The organism is Hamadaea sp. NPDC050747 (assembly GCF_040654195.1).
Classification (GTDB): domain Bacteria; phylum Actinomycetota; class Actinomycetes; order Mycobacteriales; family Micromonosporaceae; genus Hamadaea.
In genome coordinates this window covers 183,326-200,243 of record NZ_JBFAHM010000013.1, presented here as the reverse complement: position 1 = coordinate 200,243, position 16,918 = coordinate 183,326, and the positions used below count along the sequence as shown (strand labels likewise).

Sequence of the window (16,918 nt, the reverse complement as noted above, 5' to 3'; positions counted from 1 at the left end):
AGGCTTTCTCACCCAACCGTCGGCCGAAGGCTGGTGATCGCATGACCGACGTCGTGATTCCCGGGTCGAAGTCGGTGATGGCGCGGGCGCTGTTCCTGGCGGCGGCCGCCGACGGAGTGAGCACGCTGCGCCAGCCGCTCGCCTCCGACGACACCGAGGCGTTCGCCTATGGCCTGCGGGCGCTCGGCTACGACGTGACGTTCGACCACGACGTCTGGACCGTCGCCGGCCTGCCGCACGGTCCCTCCAGCAGCGCGAGCGTCTACACGAGGGACGCCGGCACGGCCTCCCGCTTCCTGCCCGCCCTGGTCGCGGCCGGGCACGGCACGTTCCGCTTCGACGCGTCCGAGCAGATGCGCCGCCGTCCGGTCGCCCCGCTGGTCGACGCGCTGCGGCAGCTCGGGGTCGAGGTCACCTGCGACGAGGCCGAGGGCCATCTGCCACTCACCGTTCACGCCGACGGGGTCAAGGGCGGCACGCTCACCCTCGACGCTTCGCTGTCCTCGCAGTTCCTGACGGCGCTGCTCATGCTCGGTCCGCTCACCGCGGACGGGCTCGTCATCCGGGTGGGTGACCTGGTCTCGGTGCCGTACATCGAGATCACCCTCGCCATGATGCGCCGGTTCGGGGCCACGGTCGACTGGTCGGGCGACACCTTCACCGTCGCGCCGGGCGGCTACCAGGCCCGCGACTACCTGATCGAGCCGGACGCCTCCAGCGCCAGCTACTTCTTCGCCGCCGCCGCGATGACCGGCCGCGAGGTCACGGTCCGCGGTCTGGGCAGCGAGAGCTTGCAGGGCGACGTGCGGTTCGTCGACGTCCTGGCCCAGATGGGCGCGACGGTACGCGTAGAGCCCGAAGCGGTGACGGTGATCGGCCCGGAGAACGGGCGGCTCGCCGGGGTGACCGTGAACATGCGGGACATCTCCGACACGATGCCGACGCTCGCCGCGATCGCGCCGTACGCCTCGTCGCCGGTCCGCATCGAGGACGTCTACAACACCCGGGTGAAGGAGTGCGACCGGCTGGAGACGTGTGCGGTGAACCTGCGCCGCCTCGGCATCGCCGTCGAGACCGGCCGGGACTGGATCGAGATCCAGCCCGGTCAGCCCCAGGCGGCCGAGATCCTGACCGAGCGGGATCATCGCATCGCGATGAGCTTCAGCGTCACCGGCCTGCGTACGCCCGGGATCACACTGGACGATCCGGACTGCGTCAAGAAGACCTTCCCGACGTTCCACTCGGTCTTCCACGCCGCCTTCCCCGCGTCGCCCTAGCGCCTTCCTCGGCCGCCTCGCGTCAACGCTGGATCAGGGTTTTCCGTCGGATTGCCGGTGAGCCTCTCGGGCGAGCCGCCGGGAGTGCAGTCAGGGGCAAAGATTCGACCCGAAACCCTGATCCAGCCAGTTCGTCGGGCGACGTAGGGTGAAGGTCCATGGACTTCACCACCGCGGTCGTCTCGTTCGCCGTCGTCGCCGGGCTGCTGACCATCATCCCGGGTGTGGACACCGCCCTCGTTCTGCGTACGGCGGTCGTCCAGGGACGCCGGCACGCCTTCGCCACCGCCCTCGGGATCTGCACGAGCGCGCTCGTCTGGGGCGCCGCCGCGGCGGCGGGGATCTCCGTGCTGCTGACGGCCTCGCGCACGGCGTACACCGTGATGCGGGTGGCGGGTGCGATCTACCTGATCTACCTCGGCGTCATGATGCTCCGGGACGCCCGGCGGCCCAAGACGGCGGCCGACGTGGACGTCGCCCTGGTCTCACCTTGGCGGGCGTTCGCCCGGGGGATGACGACCAACCTGCTCAACCCGAAGGTCGGCGTCTTCTACGTCGCCATGCTGCCCCAGTTCCTCCCGGCCGACGTGCCCGCGCTGCCGATGGGCGTCCTGCTGGCGTTGGTGCACGACGTCGAGGCGATGGTCTGGTTCGCGCTCATCATCGGCGGCGTCGGGCTGGCCCGCCGCTGGCTGACCGGCAGCGCGGCCGCCGCCGTCCGCATCCGCCGGGTGACCGACGCCGTTGCGGGAACGGCTCTGGTCGTGCTGGGGATCCGGCTCGCCGCCGACTGATCGACCGCCGGCTGCTCAGCCGCTGACCGGGTGGATCTGCCGGAGGATCGACTCGTCGGTGATCTTGCCGTCCTCGGCGAGGAGGAACGCCTTGCTCAGGATGAGGGACAGGCGATCGTCGCTGAACGGCAGGAACACCTGGTCGGCCTTCTTGTGGGCGGGCACGATGCACAGGTACGCGTCGTCCGGCTCCATGAGAATGTTGCCACTGCCCAGATGGATCTTGTAGGTACGCCGGGCGCCCCGCACGATGAGCCACCGATCCCGCAGCTCGCAGCGGTCGGCGATGACCAGCCGAGGCAGGAGACGCTCCAACGCGTCGCGGCGACTCCGCGCGGTCTCGGTGAGATCGCCGAAGCCGCACTGCCACCAGTACGCGTGATGCTGCTCCCGGCGCTGAGTCCACTCCGGATCGCCCGCGACCGAGGTGACCCCCACGAACAGGTCGACGTCCCGCATGGCTTCGCTGAACAGCAGCGGCGGCACTTCGGTCACCCGGGCCGGCCGGAAGCTGCCGTCCTCCCGGCGATGGAACCTGATCCGGCCGGTGACCGCGCATTCGTCCTCGGCGTCGGCGTACTCCTGGTCGAGGACGACTCGCCAGTGGCCGCCCGGCAACACCCGGACGGCTTCGGCGAAGTCACCGGCGTCCCAGGGGCCGAGCAGCGGCGTACTCCAGCCCCGGCCTTTGACGAGGGCGTAGAACTGCTTGTAGCGCACGATGTGCGCGGCGAAGCGGAGCGATTCCTCGCCGCTCTGCTCCTCGGCCGGTGTGATCAGGTAGATCTCGCGGAAGGCCTGCTTGAACGGCTGACGGAGGCCGCGGGCCAGGAACAGGTCACGCCAGGCCCGGATCTCGTCGGCGCTCGACCGAATCGGATGCCACAGCCGGATGGCGGCCGTCGCGTCCGGTTTGACGACCACCCCGTCGACGTCGACGAAGGCGTCCTCCTCGGGCACCACCGACCGCCACTCACCAGAGGCGACCTCGACTTCCCAGATCAGGCCGCGCGCGACGGCGAGGCCGAGGCCTGTTCCGCCGAGTTCCGCGCGCCACCGCTCCACGGTCTGCTCGGCCGGGGCCGCGATGCTGCTCTCCAGCGCTCGGGTCAACGATCGATGGTGGGCCTTCGCCCGCTTGTGCAGATCCCGGGCCGTCGCCACGACCTCCTTGTGGTCGCGCTTGACCGCCGCGGACGGGGTCGCGGAGATCTTGCCGTTCTCCGCATGCCAGCTCAGCGTGACCTCGCCGGCCGTCGCCACCAGCACCGCCGTCTGGGAACCGGCCGCGATCTCCAGCCGGCCCTCGCGATCGAAGCCCAGATCAGGCAGCCGCGTCGCGACCTCCGGGCGATCGGCCAACGCCAGCTCGATCAACTTCAGCTTGCGATCCAACTGCTTCGGTACGCCCTTGTGGCGTACGCGGGAGCGGGCCTCGCGGAGGATGGTCAGCACTTCCGGCGTCGGGAAGTCGATGGCCGCCCGGGCGACTTCGTAGAGCAGCGCCTGCGACGGCAGCGTCTTGGCCGCCGTCGGCGCCACGCTGACCTGGAACACCAGCGGCCGCAGCAGATCGGGCACCTCACGTTCGTCGAGCAGGAGCAGGACGCGCAGGGCCCGGCCGAGCGTCCCGACCTCCAGATGATCGAACGCCTTGTCGGCGGCGAACGGCAGCTCTCCACTATGGATGCGAGCCGCGCGGTCGGCCGCCGTACGCAGCGCGGTCCAGCAGAGCGCCCGGTACTCGTCGGACTCGGCCAGGCGCCGCCATTGATCCGACGACGGCGGTGGCAGGTCGTAGCCGCGGTCGCCACCCAACTCGGCGATCGGCAACAGCGCGGGTGGACCGATCTTCGTCAGCACGGACAGTTCCTCCTGAGCGATCGGCGGCAAGGTGCTCTTGAAGACCTGCCGGACGAGGACACCGGTCAGACCATCGGAGATCGCGGCGAGCGCGACCAATGCGTAGGGCGCGCCGAACCGGCCGTGTCTGAGCAGCGACCGCAGCAGCGAACCGACGCTCTTGGCCGTGCTGGGCGGCCACGGCCCGTCGCAGTGCAGCAAGGCGTTCACGGCGAACGACGGATGGCCGCCTACGTCACGAGCCGCCCGGCCCGCGACCGCGTCGAGGAGATCGGCGCAGGTCTGCGGGGTGAACCGCGGCTGCCGCGTCCGCAGCACCACATCGAGGCTGTACATCAGCGTGGAGTAGCCGAAGCCGGGCAGCCGCCGCAAGGCCGCGACCGCCAGCGCGCCGAGGTCGTGATCGGACAGCCGTGCCTCGATCACCGGCTGCTGAGACAAGGGATCGTCCTGGCCCGCCACGGGATCGGAGACGACCCGGACGAGGTCGGCCGCGTACGCCGAAAGCTCCACGCCGCCGGAGTCTAGGCGGCCGGTCCGACAACCACCGCCCCCAACCCGTCGATCATGGAGTCAACCGCGGGGCGAGGTCACCCTGGATCACGTCGAGGTGGTCCAGATCGGACAGATCCAGCACCTGCAGGAAGAGCCGGGTCGCGCCCAGCTCGGCGAACCGCCCGATCTGCTCGGCGACCTGGGCGGGGGTGCCGAAGAGCGGCGGCTGCTGACCGATCGCCTCGGCCCGCTTCCGGGCCTCGGCGTCGGTCCGCCCGACCGCGATCGTCTGCGCCGCCGAGAACACCGGCGCTTCCCGGCCCGCCTTGGCGCAGGCTTCACGGACTCGGGCGTACGCGTCGCCGGTCGCCTCGACCGTGCCGAACGGCACGTTGAACTCGTCGGCGAACCGGGCCGCCAGGTCCGGCGTACGCCGCTTGCCGTGCCCGCCGACGATGATCGGCGGCCGGGGCGACTGCGCGGGCTTGGGCAGCGCCGGGGAGTCGGTCAGCTCGTAATGCTTGCCCTGGAACGAGAAGCGCTCGCCGTCCGGCGTGGTCCACAGTCCGGTGACGATCGCGAGCTGCTCCTCCAACCGCTCGAACCGCTCGCGGACCGGTGGGAAGGGCACCCCGTACGCCGTGTGCTCCGCCTCGAACCAACCGGCCCCCAGCCCCAGCTCCACCCGGCCGCGGCTCATCTGATCGACCTGCGCGACCGTGATCGCCAGGACGCCCGGGAACCGGAAGGTCGCCGACGTCAGCAGCGTCCCCAGCCGAATCCGCGACGTCTGTACGGCGATCGCCGCGAGCGTCGCCCACGAGTCGGTCGGGCCGGGCAGGCCGCTGTTGCTGCCCATGGTCAGGAAGTGGTCGGACCGGAAGAACGCCTCGAAGCCGAGTTCCTCGGCGTGCTGGGCGATCCGGAGCTGGTCGTCGTAGGAGGCCCCGAGCTGGGGTTCGATGAAGACAGCAAGCCGCATGCCCCCACCTTGCCACGAAACGAGCGGTGGATCATCGCTCGGCGAAGGTGTCACCGTCCTCGTCGTTCGGCGAGGATGCGCCGCACCTCATCGCGGACGAGGAGTGGCTCGCGCATCAGCCGGGCATAGCTGAACCGCACCACGTGGATGCCCTCCGCCGCCAGCTGCGAGTCGCGTCGCAGGTCCCGTTCCCGCTGCGCCGGGCTGCCGTGCCAGGCCGCGCCGTCCAGCTCGAAATCCACCCGTTCCGCTTCCGCGAAGACGTCGAGGTAATGAGTACGGCCGTTCAGGATGATCGGTGCTTGGCGCAGAAACGGGGGCATGTCGGGGCCGGTGAAGACGTGGTCGGCGCCCCAGAGTTCCAGCGCGCTGCGGCATCCGTTCATCAGGCGACCCGCCAGCGTCCGGAGCTCGGCGAGGCCGGGCAGATGAGGGCGCCGTGGCAGCTCGCCGAGGACGTGCTCGGCCAAGACGAGACGATCGGCGGTGGTCTGAATGATCAGTCCGATCCGTTCTGCGGACTCCAGCAGCGGCCAGGAATCGACCAACGCCGCCGCCGGCGTGGTCACCTCGAAACCACGACGTCGGAGAAGTGCCGACTCCGGGACGTCGCGATGGTGCACGACCAGGCCATCGGCGCTGCGGAGGCGAATAGACGCCGGCACGGTGAGATGAATCGGTTCGGCCTCCCGCTGCGCCCGCACGCCGTGCACGGCGAGCGCGGACAGATGACTGAGCGCTCCGGTGCCACGGCTGTACGCCAACGCGACCCGGAGCCGGAGGTCGTGGTCGACGGAGTCCGGGGCGGCGAAGAAGCCCGGCCCGATGCGGACGAGCCGGCCTCGGCGTACGGCGTTCGACCACGCCCAGGTCGGGACCTCCGGATGGTCGGCGCGATTCGCGTAGCCGTCGCCCGCGTCCAGTGCCGCGCGCAGAGACCGATCCATGCGGCAAATCTGCGGCACGGGCGCCGGCTCGCGCTAGGGCTGTGGATATCGCGCCGACCGGGAATGATCCACATCCCGATCGGCGTCACATTCGGCCGCCAAACCGACACCGATAGGGATGTGGATCATCCCCGCACCCGGACCAGCGCCCGGCAGCCCGCCCGTCCAGCCGTCCGTCCGGTCAGCAGTGGGGGAGATCGTCCGCCCATCGCGCGAGCATCGTGACCAATCCGGTGAGCCGCGTCAGTTCCTCTTCCGCGGTTCCGCGAACTCCGTACGACGGGTGCCCGACGGTTCCTTCGGCGATGCACCGTCCGAGCACCGCCGGGGCGAGCCACGAGTATTTGGCCGCCCCGTACGCGCGGATGTATGACGGCACGTCGGCGAGTGATCCGGGGTATCCGCCCGCTTGCAGTCCGGCGACGTATCCGGCGGTGACCGCGGCGTCGATGTCGGGGAGTTGGCTGACCGGCAGGTATCCGTCGGTGACGCTGTCGACGATGAGGTTGGCGGGGTCTTCGCCGATGCCGCCTTCGCCGACGAAGGCCCAGTCCAGCAGGGTGAAGCCGGTGGGGGAGGAGAACAGGTTCATGATCCAGACGTCGAGGTGGGCCAGGGTGCGTGGAGCCGCGACCGTCCGGTCCACCTGCGACAGCCGAGCGGACCACAGCGCGGCGAGCCGTTGCCGGACGGCTGCCGGCCAGACCTGCGCCAACGGGTGGTCCCAGTCGACCTCGTAGCGAGCCCAGATCGGCGTACGCTCCACATAGGAACGAAGCCAGCCGCGGGACAGCCACGGCATCGGTGGGACGCGTCCGACGAACGACGCCTGGGCCGCGCCCAGCCGTTCGGCGAACGCCTGGAAGTCGGCGGGCTGCCACGAGGTGCCGGGCGTACCGGTGACGACGTCGAGCCACAGGGCGACCGAGCCGTCCGGCCGGTCCGACGACGAGATCAGCGTAGGAGCGGCCACGCCGAAGTCGCCGTAGGCGGACGAGATCCCGGAACGGTAGGCGAACGGCTCGCGACGGTAGTAGTTCCAGTGCGCGGGGTCGTCGCTGGTCGGCCAGGCGGGGTTGCCCGACGGCGGGTCGGTCGGCGGCCGGGCGATTTTCAGCACCGCCGACGCGGCGGAGCCGTGGACGAGCCAGATCCCGCCGGTGGCCGCGTTGCCCTGATTGTGGGTGGGTTGGACGACTTCCACGACGGTTCCGAGAGCGGGGGGAATCGGGGCCGGAAGATCACTCACTGGGCAAGTATGCCCTTGTTAATGTGGTTCGACGGGCGACCACCCGCGAGTAGAGTCGGCTGCACCGCATGCGACTATGAGAGGGAGCGCGTTTGATGCTGCCGGCCGACAATCCGTTCGCCATCCCCAGCGACCTGCCCTACGAGGTTCCGCCGTTCGATCGGATCGCCGAGGAGCATTACCTCCCGGCGCTGCGAGCCGGCATGGCCGAGCAGCGCGCCGAGGTCGAAGCCATCGCCGCCCAGGCCGACGAGCCGACGTTCGAGAACACGCTGGTCGCGCTGGAGCGCTCGGGCCGGCTCCTCCAGCGGGTCTCCCTCGCGTTCTACAACGTGACCAGTGCTGACACCACGCCCGGCCTGCAGGCGATCGAGGCCGAGATCGCGCCCGAGACGGCGGCGCACAGCGATGCCATCTTCCTCGACCGGCGGCTCTACGCCCGGATCAAGTCACTCTACGACCGCCGCGATTCGCTGGGCCTCGATCCGGAGTCGGCGTGGCTGCTCGAGCGCTACCACACGGAGTTCGTCCGGGCGGGCGCTCAACTGTCCGATGAGGACGCCGAGCGGCTGCGGGCGTACAACGCCGAGCTGGCGACGCTGTGCACGACCTTCAGCAACCAGCTGCTCGCCGACACGAACGAGAGCGCCGTCGTGGTCACCGACCCCGCCGAGCTGGCCGGCCTCTCCGACGACGCGATCGCCTCGGCCCGCGAGGCGGCCAAGGCCCGCGACCTGGACGGCTACGCGCTGACGCTCATCCTGCCGACCGCCCAGCCGCCGCTCGCGTCCCTGCACGACCGCGGCTTGCGCCAGCGGATTCATCAGACCTCAGTGGTACGCGGAGCGCAGGGCAACGACAACGACACGTCCGATCTCGTGCGCCGGATCGTGAAGCTGCGCGCCGAACGGGCGCGACTGCTGGGGTACCCGCATCATGCGGCGTACCAGATCGAGGACAACACCGCGCGCACCGCGGACGCCGCGCTGGGCATGCTGGCCAAGCTGGCGCCGGCGGCCGTGGCCAACGCGGAGGCCGAGCTGGCCGACCTGCAGGCGGTCGTGGACGCGGAGGGCGGCGGTTTCGCGGTCGAGGCCTGGGACTGGGCCTATTACACCGAGAAGGTCCGCAAGCAGCGTTACGACATCGACGAGGCTGAGCTGCGGCCCTACTTCGAGCTGGAGCGTGTCCTGGTCGACGGCGTGTTCTACGCCGCCGGCAAGCTCTACGGCCTCGGCTTCGCCGAGCGTCACGACCTGCCCGGCTACCACCCCGACGTGCGGGTCTTCGAGGTCTTCAACGAAGACGGCACCGCGCTCGGATTGTTCTACGGCGACTTCTACACCCGGGATGCCAAGCGGGGCGGGGCCTGGATGAACAGCCTCGTGACCCAGTCGCACCTGTTCGGGACCAAGCCGGTCGTGGTGAACAACCTCAACATCAGCAAGCCGCCGGCCGGTGAGCCGACGCTGCTGACGCTGGACGAGGTCCGGACGATGTTCCACGAGTTCGGGCACGCGCTGCACGGGCTGTTCTCCAACGTCCGCTATCCCAAGTTCACCGGCACGAAGGTCCCGCGGGACTTCGTGGAGTTCCCCTCGCAGGTGAACGAGGTCTGGATGCTGTGGCCGGAGGTGCTGAGCAACTACGCGACGCACTACCAGACGGGGGAGCGGCTGCCACAGGAGATCGTCGACCGGCTGCAGGCGGCGGCCAAGTTCAACGAGGGCTTCGCGACGACCGAATACCTCGCGGCCGCCCTGCTCGACTTGGCGTACCACACGCTGACCGTCGAGGATCTGGCGACGCCGGGGCTGCTGGACGACGTCCAGGCGTTCGAGGCCGACGCGCTCACGAAGGCCGGGGTGAACGTGCCGGCGGTGCCGCCGCGCTATCGGACGACGTACTTCGCGCACATCTTCACCGGAGCGTCCTACAGCGCCGGGTACTACTCGTACATCTGGAGCGAGGTGCTCGACGCCGACACCGTCGAGTGGTTCAAGGAGCAGGGCGGCCTGCTGCGGAGCAGCGGCGACACCTTCCGCACCGAGCTGCTGTCGCGGGGTGGGACGGCGGATGCCCTCAGCTTCTTCCGGGGCTTCCGCGGCCGGGATCCGCAGATCGAGCCGTTGCTGACGCGGCGGGGCCTCGACCGCGCCTGACCCGCGTACGCCCTTCCCGCTGGATCAGGGTTCTCGGTCGAATCACGGGTCATGATTCGACCGAGAACCCTGATCCAGCGTCGTCGACGACCGATTTTCCGGGTACGCCCACCGGGGCAGCGAGATCACGTCACCAGGCCCTAAGCTCCGCCGGTGTCCTCCGCTGATCTTGATCCCTCGACGCACCTTGACTCGCCTACGCCGCACATTCCGACCGCGCGGCGCTCGACCGCCCGCCGCGTAGTGCTGCTGTTGGTCGCGTTTGCCCTGATCGTGGGCCTGCCGGGGGCCGCTGCCGCCGCGTACGCGTTCCGGCCGAACCGGCACTCGATCGCGCTCCCGCCCATGCCGACGCCGTCCCCGAAGCCGACGATCCCCACCTCCGTCGGGGACACGACCGCGTTGCGGATGCTGGTGGTCCGGGACGGCGTGGCGGCGGCCTTGACCAAGCTCGCCGGGGCGTTGCTGGCCCAGGACCAGGCGACGTACCTGCAGGTCGCGACGTCGCCGGGAGCGACGGCGATGCTGCGGCGGCAGTACCGCAATCTGACGGCGATGAGGGTCTCGGTGTACCGGGTCAACGCTGGGGCGCTGCTCGGCGGCGACAAACCAGGACAGTGGAAGGTCGCGTTGAACATCGACGTGTGCTTCGTCCGGCCGGACTGTGCCCCGGTACGCGTCGTCGAGCCGTCGGTCTGGCAGGACACCGCCGACGGGCCTCAGCTGATCGCCCTGAGCCCCAGCAAGACCGGCAGCCACTGGTATGAGAACACGCATCCGTGGGAGCTGGCCGATCTGTACGTGGCGATCGGGCCGCGCACGATGGTCGCCGCGACCGCCTCGCTCCGCGGGCGGCTGCCGGCCGCGCTCGCCGCCGCCGAGAAGGGCGCGGCCAAAGCCGACCAGTACGCCGTCGGCGACCGGAAACCGGACCAGTATCGGGTCTACCTCGCGAGCAAGGGCGAGTGGAAGACATGGTTCGGCGGGCAGCGCGCGAAATGGGCGATCGGCTACTCGCTCTCGACGGGCCCGTACAGCGCCGATGTCGTGCTGAACAGCGCCGAGATCAGCGCGTCCTATCTGCCCGGCGTGATGCGGCACGAATTGACCCACACCGCGTCGGCGTACGGGACGTACTACTGGTCGAACAACTGGTGGCTGATCGAGGGCTACGCCGAGGCGGCTGAACATGGTCTGACCTGGGACGCGACCTCGGTGACCCGGCGCTTCGCGGACTCGGGCTGGAACGGGAAGCTGCCCGGGAACTCCCCGGCGGACAACGCCTCGGTCACCGCGGCCAACGGCCGTTACGGCGTCGCCTTCCTGGCCGTCTACCGGCTCGAACAGCGATTCGGCCGAGCCGCCCTGATCGACTTCTTCAACCGGGTCGTCCGCGGCGGGCGGTCGTTCGCCGAGGCGTCGCCGCTGTCGTTCCACAGCGGCTGGGCGGCGGTCGAGGCCGACTTGATCCGGTTCATCAAGCGGTACTGAGCTGCACGGACGGCCCCGCCATGATCAATCGGCTACATTGGCGGGGCACGACAGCGCACCACCTCGTAACACGGGAGTTCCAGTGGCGTACCACCAGGTCATCTCGCCCGGCACCGGCGGCCTCGCGCCGCGCGCGCACGTCGTCTCCGACGCGCCCCGGCTGAGCTTGAACGGGACCTGGCGGTTCCGGTGGTGGCCGCAGGCCGGGGCGCCCGAGGACTTCGCGGATCCGCAGTTCGACGACGTGAGCTGGGCGGAGCTGCCGGTGCCGTCACATTGGCCGCTGCATGGCGACGGTGCGTGGGGCCGCCCGATCTACACGAACGTGCGCTTTCCCATCCCGATCGACCCGCCGTTCGTGCCCGACGAGAACCCCACCGGCGACCATCGGCTCGTCTTCGACCTGCCCGCGGACTGGCCCGGCGGGGACGCGGTGCTGCGGTTCGACGGCATCGACTCGTGCGGCAAGGTCTGGCTGAACGGCGTCGAGCTGGGCGTCACATTCGGCTCGCGGCTGCCCGTGGAGTTCGCCGTCGGCCACCTGCTGCGCCCGACCGGCAACGTGGTCGCGGTCCGCGTGCACCAATGGTCCGCGGGGACGTATGTCGAGGATCAGGACATGTGGTGGCTTCCGGGGATCTTCCGGGACGTCACGCTGATCGCCCGGCCCACGGCCGGTCTGCCCGACATCCAGGTCACCAGCTCCTACGCCGAGAGCACCGGCCTGGGCACGCTGGTGGTCGGCGTGCCGGGCGGCGAGGCCCGGGTGACCTGCGCCGAGCTGGGGATCGACGTCGCGGCCGGGGAATCGGTGAGCCGCCCGGTGCAGCCGTGGACGGCCGAGACGCCCCGGCTCTACCGGGTCGAAGTGGCGACCGCGACGGAACGCGCCGTCGTGCAGGTCGGCTTCCGTACGGTGTCCATCGTGGATGGTGTGCTGCGGGTGAACGGCCGGCGCATCCTGCTCCGGGGAGTCAACCGGCACGAGTTCGACCCCGATCACGGCCGCGTCATGAGCGAGGAGCTGATGCGCGCCGACCTTCTGCTGATGAAGCGGCACAACATCAACGCCGTCCGCACCAGCCACTACCCGCCGCACCCGCGGTTCCTCGACCTCTGCGACGAGCTGGGGTTCTGGGTGATCGACGAGTGCGACCTCGAGACGCACGGCTTCGAGGAGACCGGCTGGCGGCGTAATCCGGCGGACGATCCGGCCTGGCGGGAGGCGCTCGTCGACCGGGCGGTCCGGATGGTCGCCCGTGATCGGAACCATCCGTCGATCATCCTGTGGTCGCTCGGGAACGAAGCCGGCGTCGGGGAGAACCTCGGGCACATGGCCGAGGCGATCCGGGGGCTGGACCCGACCCGGCCGCTGCACTACGAGGGCGACCGCTCCTGCCGCTACGTCGACGTCTACTCCCGGATGTACGCCCACCAGGACGAGGTCGCCCTGATCGGGCAGGGCGCCGAGACGGCGCTCGACGACGCCGAGCTGGACGCGCGCCGCCGCAGGATGCCGTTCATCCTGTGCGAATACGGCCACGCGATGGGCAACGGCCCCGGTGGCATCCTGGAGTACCAGCAGCTCTTCGAGCGGCACGACCGCCTGCAGGGCGGGTTCATCTGGGAGTGGATCGACCACGGGCTGCGTACGCGGGACGCCGACGGCCAGGAGATCTACGGCTACGGCGGCGACTTCGGCGAGGAGCTGCACGACGGCAACTTCGTCTGCGACGGGCTGGTCTTCCCGGACCGTACGCCGTCGCCGGGGTTGCTCGAGTTCAAGAAGGTCGTCGAGCCGATCAGGCTGTCGCCGGCCCCTTCGGGCGGTGCGGTACGGGTGGCGAACCTCTACGACTTCGCCGAGCTGACCGACATCCGCCTGCGGTGGTCGTACCAGGTGCAGGGAGTGGTTCTGAGTGCGGGCGAGCTGACCTGCCCGCCGTTGGCCCCGGGTGCGTACGCCGATCTGCCGCTGCCACCCGCGCCGAAGGGCGCGCCGCCGGGGGAGGCGTACTGGACGGTCCGGGCGGTGCTCGCCAAGGACACGCCGTGGGCGGCGGCCGAGCATGAGATCGCGTGGGGTCAGTGGCAGGCGGTCGCCTGGTCTCCTAGGCCGCTCAACGCGCTGCGGCGGCCTGCCTCGCTGCAGCGGGTGGGTCCCGGGCGCTTCACGAACGGGCGGCTCACCGGCATCGGCGGCGTCACGTTCCACTCGCCACGACTGGACGTCTGGCGCGCGCCCACCGACAACGACGAGGGCTTCACCGGCAAACTGGCCGATCAGTGGCGGCAGCACGGGCTGGACCGCGTACGGGAGCGGCTGATCTCCTCCACTGTGGAGGGTGACACGCTCGTCGTGCGTACGCGGGCCGCGGCGGCCGCCGCCGACTTCGGCCTGTTCACGACGTACCGGTGGACGGGTGACGAGGAGCGGTTGCGCCTGGAGCTGGCGATCGAGCCGGACGGGGAGTGGCCGGTCGTGCTGCCCCGGTTCGGGCTGCGGTTCGGGCTGCCCGGCATGATCGACGCGGTGACCTGGTACGGCGGCGGCCCCGGCGAGGCTTACGCCGACATCCGGCAGGCCGCCCGGATCGGGCGCTTCGAGTCCACTGTCGACAAGCTCCAGACGCCCTACGTCCGGCCCCAGGAGAACGGGGCTCGCATCGACGTCCGTTGGGCCGAGCTGACCGACTTCTCCGGACTCGGGCTGCGGATCGAGGGTGATCCGGTCTTCCAGCTCACCGCTCGGCGGTGGACGTCGGAGGAGCTGGCGGCGGCTCGGCACACGCCTGATCTGGTCGCGGGGGAGCGGGTCTGGGTCAACGTCGACCACGCCCAGCACGGGATCGGGTCGGCCTCGTGCGGACCGAAGACGCTGCCCGCCTACGACCTGACCGCCGCCCCGATGTCGTTCGCCGTCACCTTCAGCGCCCTCGCCTGACCCGCCCGCCTTTCTTCCGTTGATCATGGAGTTGACTGTGGTGTCGCCGGTGTGTCGGCGACTTCGGCCGCGTAGCGTTTCCGGAGGCTGTCCGGGATCGAGCTGTCGGTGAATCCGTTCACGCGCGCCTGATAGCGCGCCGGGATCAGCGCTTTGACTCGTTCGGGATAGCCGGCGCCCGACTGCGCGATGCGTACCACGGGCGGCTCGCTGAGCTGGACCGCGACGGGGCCGGAGATGCGCGGTGCCACGTCCCAGGGGGTGCCGGCCGGAGCGGCGGCGCACAGGTAGTAGGCGTACGCCCAGCGCACCTCCTCGATGCGCCGGGCGTCGGCGGGTTCGTGGCCGAAGGCCTCGGCCACGCACAGCACTCGATCGCCCTGGGCGATGTCGTGCCCGTGATCGTGATGCTCCGTCAGGGACGCGTGCTCCAGCACCGTCACGATCCGCCGGCCGAGCTCGTCAAGTAAATCCTTTTCGGACGGTCCCCGGAGGGGCTCGGCGACGCCCAGGGCGAGCAGGCTGACGACGGTCAAGGCCGCCTCCACGCGAAGCCAGAACACGTTGCGCCGCAGCCATAAGAGCATTCACATACTCTAGTGCGTCGCCGGCCGGCTCTACCGCGACGAATCGGTGCGCCAGCTGTGCTCAGGTTCGTAGCCCAGCAGCTTGCGGGCCTTGTCGATGCTGAGCAGCGTCTCGGTGCCGGTGACCTCCCGGGTCACGGTGACCTCGGGGAACACCTCGGCGGCCAGCTCCGCCGACGATCGGCTCATCACGGTGTCGGCGTTGGCGATGATGAAGACCTCCAGCCCCGGCGTCGAGTACTCCAGCGCTTTCCGTACGGCCTGGGCGCCGTCGCGGGCGTCGATGTAGCCCCACAGGTTCCACTTGCGCAGCCGGGCGTCGGCGTCGAAGGCGGGGAAGCGGGCATAGTCGGCGGGCTCCATGACGTTGGAGAACCGCAGCCCGATCATCTTCAGCCGGGGATCCCAGCGGCAGAACTGCGCCGCTATGGTCTCGTCGACCAGCTTGCCGAGCGAGTACGCCGACTCGGGCCGGGGCGGATGCGTCTCGTCGATCGGGATGGCGATCGGCGGGATGTCCAACGGCAGGCCCAGCAGCGTCTCACTGGAGGCCCACACGATGTTGCGGATGCCGGCGACCCGGGCCGCCTCGAAGACGTTGTAGCTGGCCGTCACGTTGTTGTGGAAGATCACCGCGTTCGGGGCGACGCCGGGCGCGGGCAGCGCCGCCAAATGCACCACCGCGTCGAGCTGGGCGTACCGGTCGTCGACGCCGGTCAGCGCGCCCGCGACCTGCCCGTAGTCGGACAGGTCCACCCGGGTGAACCGGGCTCTCGGATCGCTCGGCGGCACCACGTCCAGGACGTGCACCTCGTAGCCGTGGGCGAGCAGATCCGCCACCACTGCCCGGCCCAGCTTGCCGCTTCCTCCGGTCACCGCTACCCGTGTCATGCCCCTCATCCTGCCCGTACGCCGTCCGTGCCGACAAATCGCCGTTTTTCTGCGAACCGCCCAGACGGGCCGCTAGGTTGATCCGCGGGACCACGGGAGGATCTCGGGAAGGGGACGTGCCCAAGATGCCCAGCAAGAAGACGTACATCGCGGCCGGCGTCATCGCCGCGGGTTCGGCGGCCGCTGTCACGGCGTACGCGGTTCGCCGCAAGCGCAGCCGGGACAAGGCAGTCGACCAGGAACTCGCCGTCATGATCGACGAGGTCGAGGCCGAGCTGAGCGACTCGCCGCGGGCCGGTGACGCCGCGAAGCGGGCCGCCGCTACCGCGAAGGACGACTTGCTCGGCGCCAAGCCCGCCTTCGACGCCTGATCGCTCGGCTGAGTGACGGCGCTGGATCAGGGTTCACAGTCGAATCTTGAGGCAAGATTCGACCCGGAACCCTGATCCAGCGCCGAGCGTGCGCCGAACGTACGCGTCAGGACTTCGTGAGGGCGGCGGTGACGCGTACCGCCTTGACGATGGCGGGGATCGAGCCGATGAGCAGCACGATGCCCCAGACGATCCCGGTGATCGCGAAGATGATGGCGCCGATGTCGTCGAGGATGCTGACGAAGATCATCGGCAGCAGGCCGTGCAGGAATTCCAGGCACAGCGTGCAGACCAAAGAGGTCAGAATCAGCAGTACGAGCCCCTTGTTCTGCAGGAAGCGCGGCTGCGCCAGGATCAGCAGGATCGCCCAGGCCAGCTTGAGGAACATCAGCAGCCCGACGATGACCGACGCCTTCGCGACCGGGAAGAACCCCCAGATCGCCAGGTACGCGATCGTCCCGAACGGGAACGCGAAGACGAGCGAGATCATGATCATCAGTTCGACGAACGCGATGATCAGCATGACGATCGAGACGATGATCAGGATGATCGAGCCGATCAGCGTCGCGATGCCCTGCACCCGCCCCTGTACGCGGTCCGGCACGACGAGGCTCAGTGTGAACAGACCGGTCGTGTAGAGCGCGATGATGTCGATGAAGGCCAGGTACATGATGCCGCGGCCGGGCGGCTCCGAGACGTTGCCGACGTCGCCGAGGTCGACGTCCATCCCGTTGGCGGTGTGGGCCAACGCGTTCGACGCGTCCAGCCCGCCGAGCATGAGCCCCGAGCCGAGTTCGACGAGCACGACGAGGGTGACCGCGAGGAACGCCAGGAGCAGGAACGGTTTGCGTAGTTCGCCCATGTC

General features: G+C 69.8%; 13 protein-coding genes. 6 read left to right on the top strand and 7 right to left on the bottom strand.

The annotated features are described in order from the left end of the window. Positions 1 to 41: 41 nt before the first annotated feature. Both aroA and AB0H43_RS29700 read left to right on the top strand, forming a co-directional pair. A complete protein-coding gene (gene aroA, locus AB0H43_RS29705; protein WP_360004673.1) occupies positions 42 to 1,277 on the top strand; it encodes a 3-phosphoshikimate 1-carboxyvinyltransferase in 1,236 nt (411 codons plus the stop codon). A gap of 158 nt (positions 1,278 to 1,435) precedes the next feature. After that, positions 1,436 to 2,071, top strand: a complete 636-nt coding sequence (locus tag AB0H43_RS29700) for a LysE family translocator (RefSeq protein WP_360004671.1) — start codon at positions 1,436 to 1,438, stop codon at positions 2,069 to 2,071. A 15-nt stretch (positions 2,072 to 2,086) separates the two neighbouring features. Here AB0H43_RS29700 and AB0H43_RS29695 read toward each other — a convergent pair whose 3' ends face one another. The 4 genes from AB0H43_RS29695 to AB0H43_RS29680 all read right to left on the bottom strand — a co-directional run bounded on the left by AB0H43_RS29695 (position 2,087) and on the right by AB0H43_RS29680 (position 7,607). Then, positions 2,087 to 4,447 (bottom strand): DUF4132 domain-containing protein, encoded by a 2,361-nt coding sequence (locus AB0H43_RS29695; protein ID WP_360004670.1) that lies wholly within the window; start codon positions 4,445 to 4,447, stop codon positions 2,087 to 2,089. A gap of 52 nt (positions 4,448 to 4,499) precedes the next feature. Further along, on the bottom strand, positions 4,500 to 5,411 hold the full coding sequence (locus AB0H43_RS29690) for an LLM class F420-dependent oxidoreductase (RefSeq protein ID WP_360004668.1): 912 nt from the start codon (positions 5,409 to 5,411) through the stop codon (positions 4,500 to 4,502). A gap of 50 nt (positions 5,412 to 5,461) precedes the next feature. Then, the gene (locus AB0H43_RS29685) at positions 5,462 to 6,358 is read right to left on the bottom strand and encodes a DUF559 domain-containing protein (protein ID WP_360004666.1); all 897 of its coding nucleotides are present in this window, start codon (positions 6,356 to 6,358) and stop codon (positions 5,462 to 5,464) included. 181 nt (positions 6,359 to 6,539) lie between these two features. Next, positions 6,540 to 7,607: a hypothetical protein gene (locus tag AB0H43_RS29680; protein ID WP_360004664.1), complete on the bottom strand. Its 1,068-nt coding sequence runs from the start codon at positions 7,605 to 7,607 to the stop codon at positions 6,540 to 6,542. 95 nt (positions 7,608 to 7,702) lie between these two features. On the opposite strand from AB0H43_RS29680, the gene AB0H43_RS29675 reads away from it, so the two are divergent. The 3 genes from AB0H43_RS29675 to AB0H43_RS29665 all read left to right on the top strand — a co-directional run bounded on the left by AB0H43_RS29675 (position 7,703) and on the right by AB0H43_RS29665 (position 14,204). Continuing rightward, on the top strand, positions 7,703 to 9,769 hold the full coding sequence (locus tag AB0H43_RS29675; protein WP_360004662.1) for a M3 family metallopeptidase: 2,067 nt from the start codon (positions 7,703 to 7,705) through the stop codon (positions 9,767 to 9,769). A 153-nt stretch (positions 9,770 to 9,922) separates the two neighbouring features. Next, positions 9,923 to 11,260 carry a hypothetical protein gene (locus AB0H43_RS29670; protein ID WP_360004661.1) on the top strand — a complete coding sequence of 446 codons (1,338 nt, stop codon included), beginning with the start codon at positions 9,923 to 9,925 and terminating at the stop codon, positions 11,258 to 11,260. 82 nt (positions 11,261 to 11,342) lie between these two features. Next, the gene (locus AB0H43_RS29665; protein ID WP_360004659.1) at positions 11,343 to 14,204 is read left to right on the top strand and encodes a glycoside hydrolase family 2 TIM barrel-domain containing protein; all 2,862 of its coding nucleotides are present in this window, start codon (positions 11,343 to 11,345) and stop codon (positions 14,202 to 14,204) included. 23 nt (positions 14,205 to 14,227) lie between these two features. Here the strand turns inward: AB0H43_RS29665 and AB0H43_RS29660 are convergent, their stop codons facing one another. Together AB0H43_RS29660 and AB0H43_RS29655 are read right to left on the bottom strand one after the other, a co-directional pair. After that, the gene (locus AB0H43_RS29660; protein ID WP_360004658.1) at positions 14,228 to 14,791 is read right to left on the bottom strand and encodes a hypothetical protein; all 564 of its coding nucleotides are present in this window, start codon (positions 14,789 to 14,791) and stop codon (positions 14,228 to 14,230) included. Positions 14,792 to 14,821: 30 nt separating this feature from the next. Beyond that, positions 14,822 to 15,682 (bottom strand): NAD(P)-dependent oxidoreductase, encoded by an 861-nt coding sequence (locus tag AB0H43_RS29655; RefSeq protein ID WP_360004656.1) that lies wholly within the window; start codon positions 15,680 to 15,682, stop codon positions 14,822 to 14,824. A gap of 116 nt (positions 15,683 to 15,798) precedes the next feature. On the opposite strand from AB0H43_RS29655, the gene AB0H43_RS29650 reads away from it, so the two are divergent. Further along, positions 15,799 to 16,053 carry a hypothetical protein gene (locus AB0H43_RS29650; RefSeq protein ID WP_360004654.1) on the top strand — a complete coding sequence of 85 codons (255 nt, stop codon included), beginning with the start codon at positions 15,799 to 15,801 and terminating at the stop codon, positions 16,051 to 16,053. 106 nt (positions 16,054 to 16,159) lie between these two features. Here the strand turns inward: AB0H43_RS29650 and AB0H43_RS29645 are convergent, their stop codons facing one another. Then, positions 16,160 to 16,915: a hypothetical protein gene (locus AB0H43_RS29645; RefSeq protein WP_360004652.1), complete on the bottom strand. Its 756-nt coding sequence runs from the start codon at positions 16,913 to 16,915 to the stop codon at positions 16,160 to 16,162. Positions 16,916 to 16,918: the final 3 nt, after the last annotated feature.

Excerpts from the sequence above, each read along its gene's own strand:
- aroA (WP_360004673.1), top strand. The coding sequence starts at position 42 with ATGACCGACGTCGTGATTCCCGGGTCGAAGTCGGTGATGGCGCGGGCG.
- AB0H43_RS29700 (WP_360004671.1), top strand. The coding sequence starts at position 1,436 with ATGGACTTCACCACCGCGGTCGTCTCGTTCGCCGTCGTCGCCGGGCTG.
- AB0H43_RS29690 (WP_360004668.1), bottom strand. The coding sequence starts at position 5,411 with ATGCGGCTTGCTGTCTTCATCGAACCCCAGCTCGGGGCCTCCTACGAC.
- AB0H43_RS29685 (WP_360004666.1), bottom strand. The coding sequence starts at position 6,358 with ATGGATCGGTCTCTGCGCGCGGCACTGGACGCGGGCGACGGCTACGCG.
- AB0H43_RS29675 (WP_360004662.1), top strand. The coding sequence starts at position 7,703 with ATGCTGCCGGCCGACAATCCGTTCGCCATCCCCAGCGACCTGCCCTAC.
- AB0H43_RS29660 (WP_360004658.1), bottom strand. The coding sequence starts at position 14,791 with ATGCTCTTATGGCTGCGGCGCAACGTGTTCTGGCTTCGCGTGGAGGCG.
- AB0H43_RS29655 (WP_360004656.1), bottom strand. The coding sequence starts at position 15,682 with ATGACACGGGTAGCGGTGACCGGAGGAAGCGGCAAGCTGGGCCGGGCA.
- AB0H43_RS29645 (WP_360004652.1), bottom strand. The coding sequence starts at position 16,915 with ATGGGCGAACTACGCAAACCGTTCCTGCTCCTGGCGTTCCTCGCGGTC.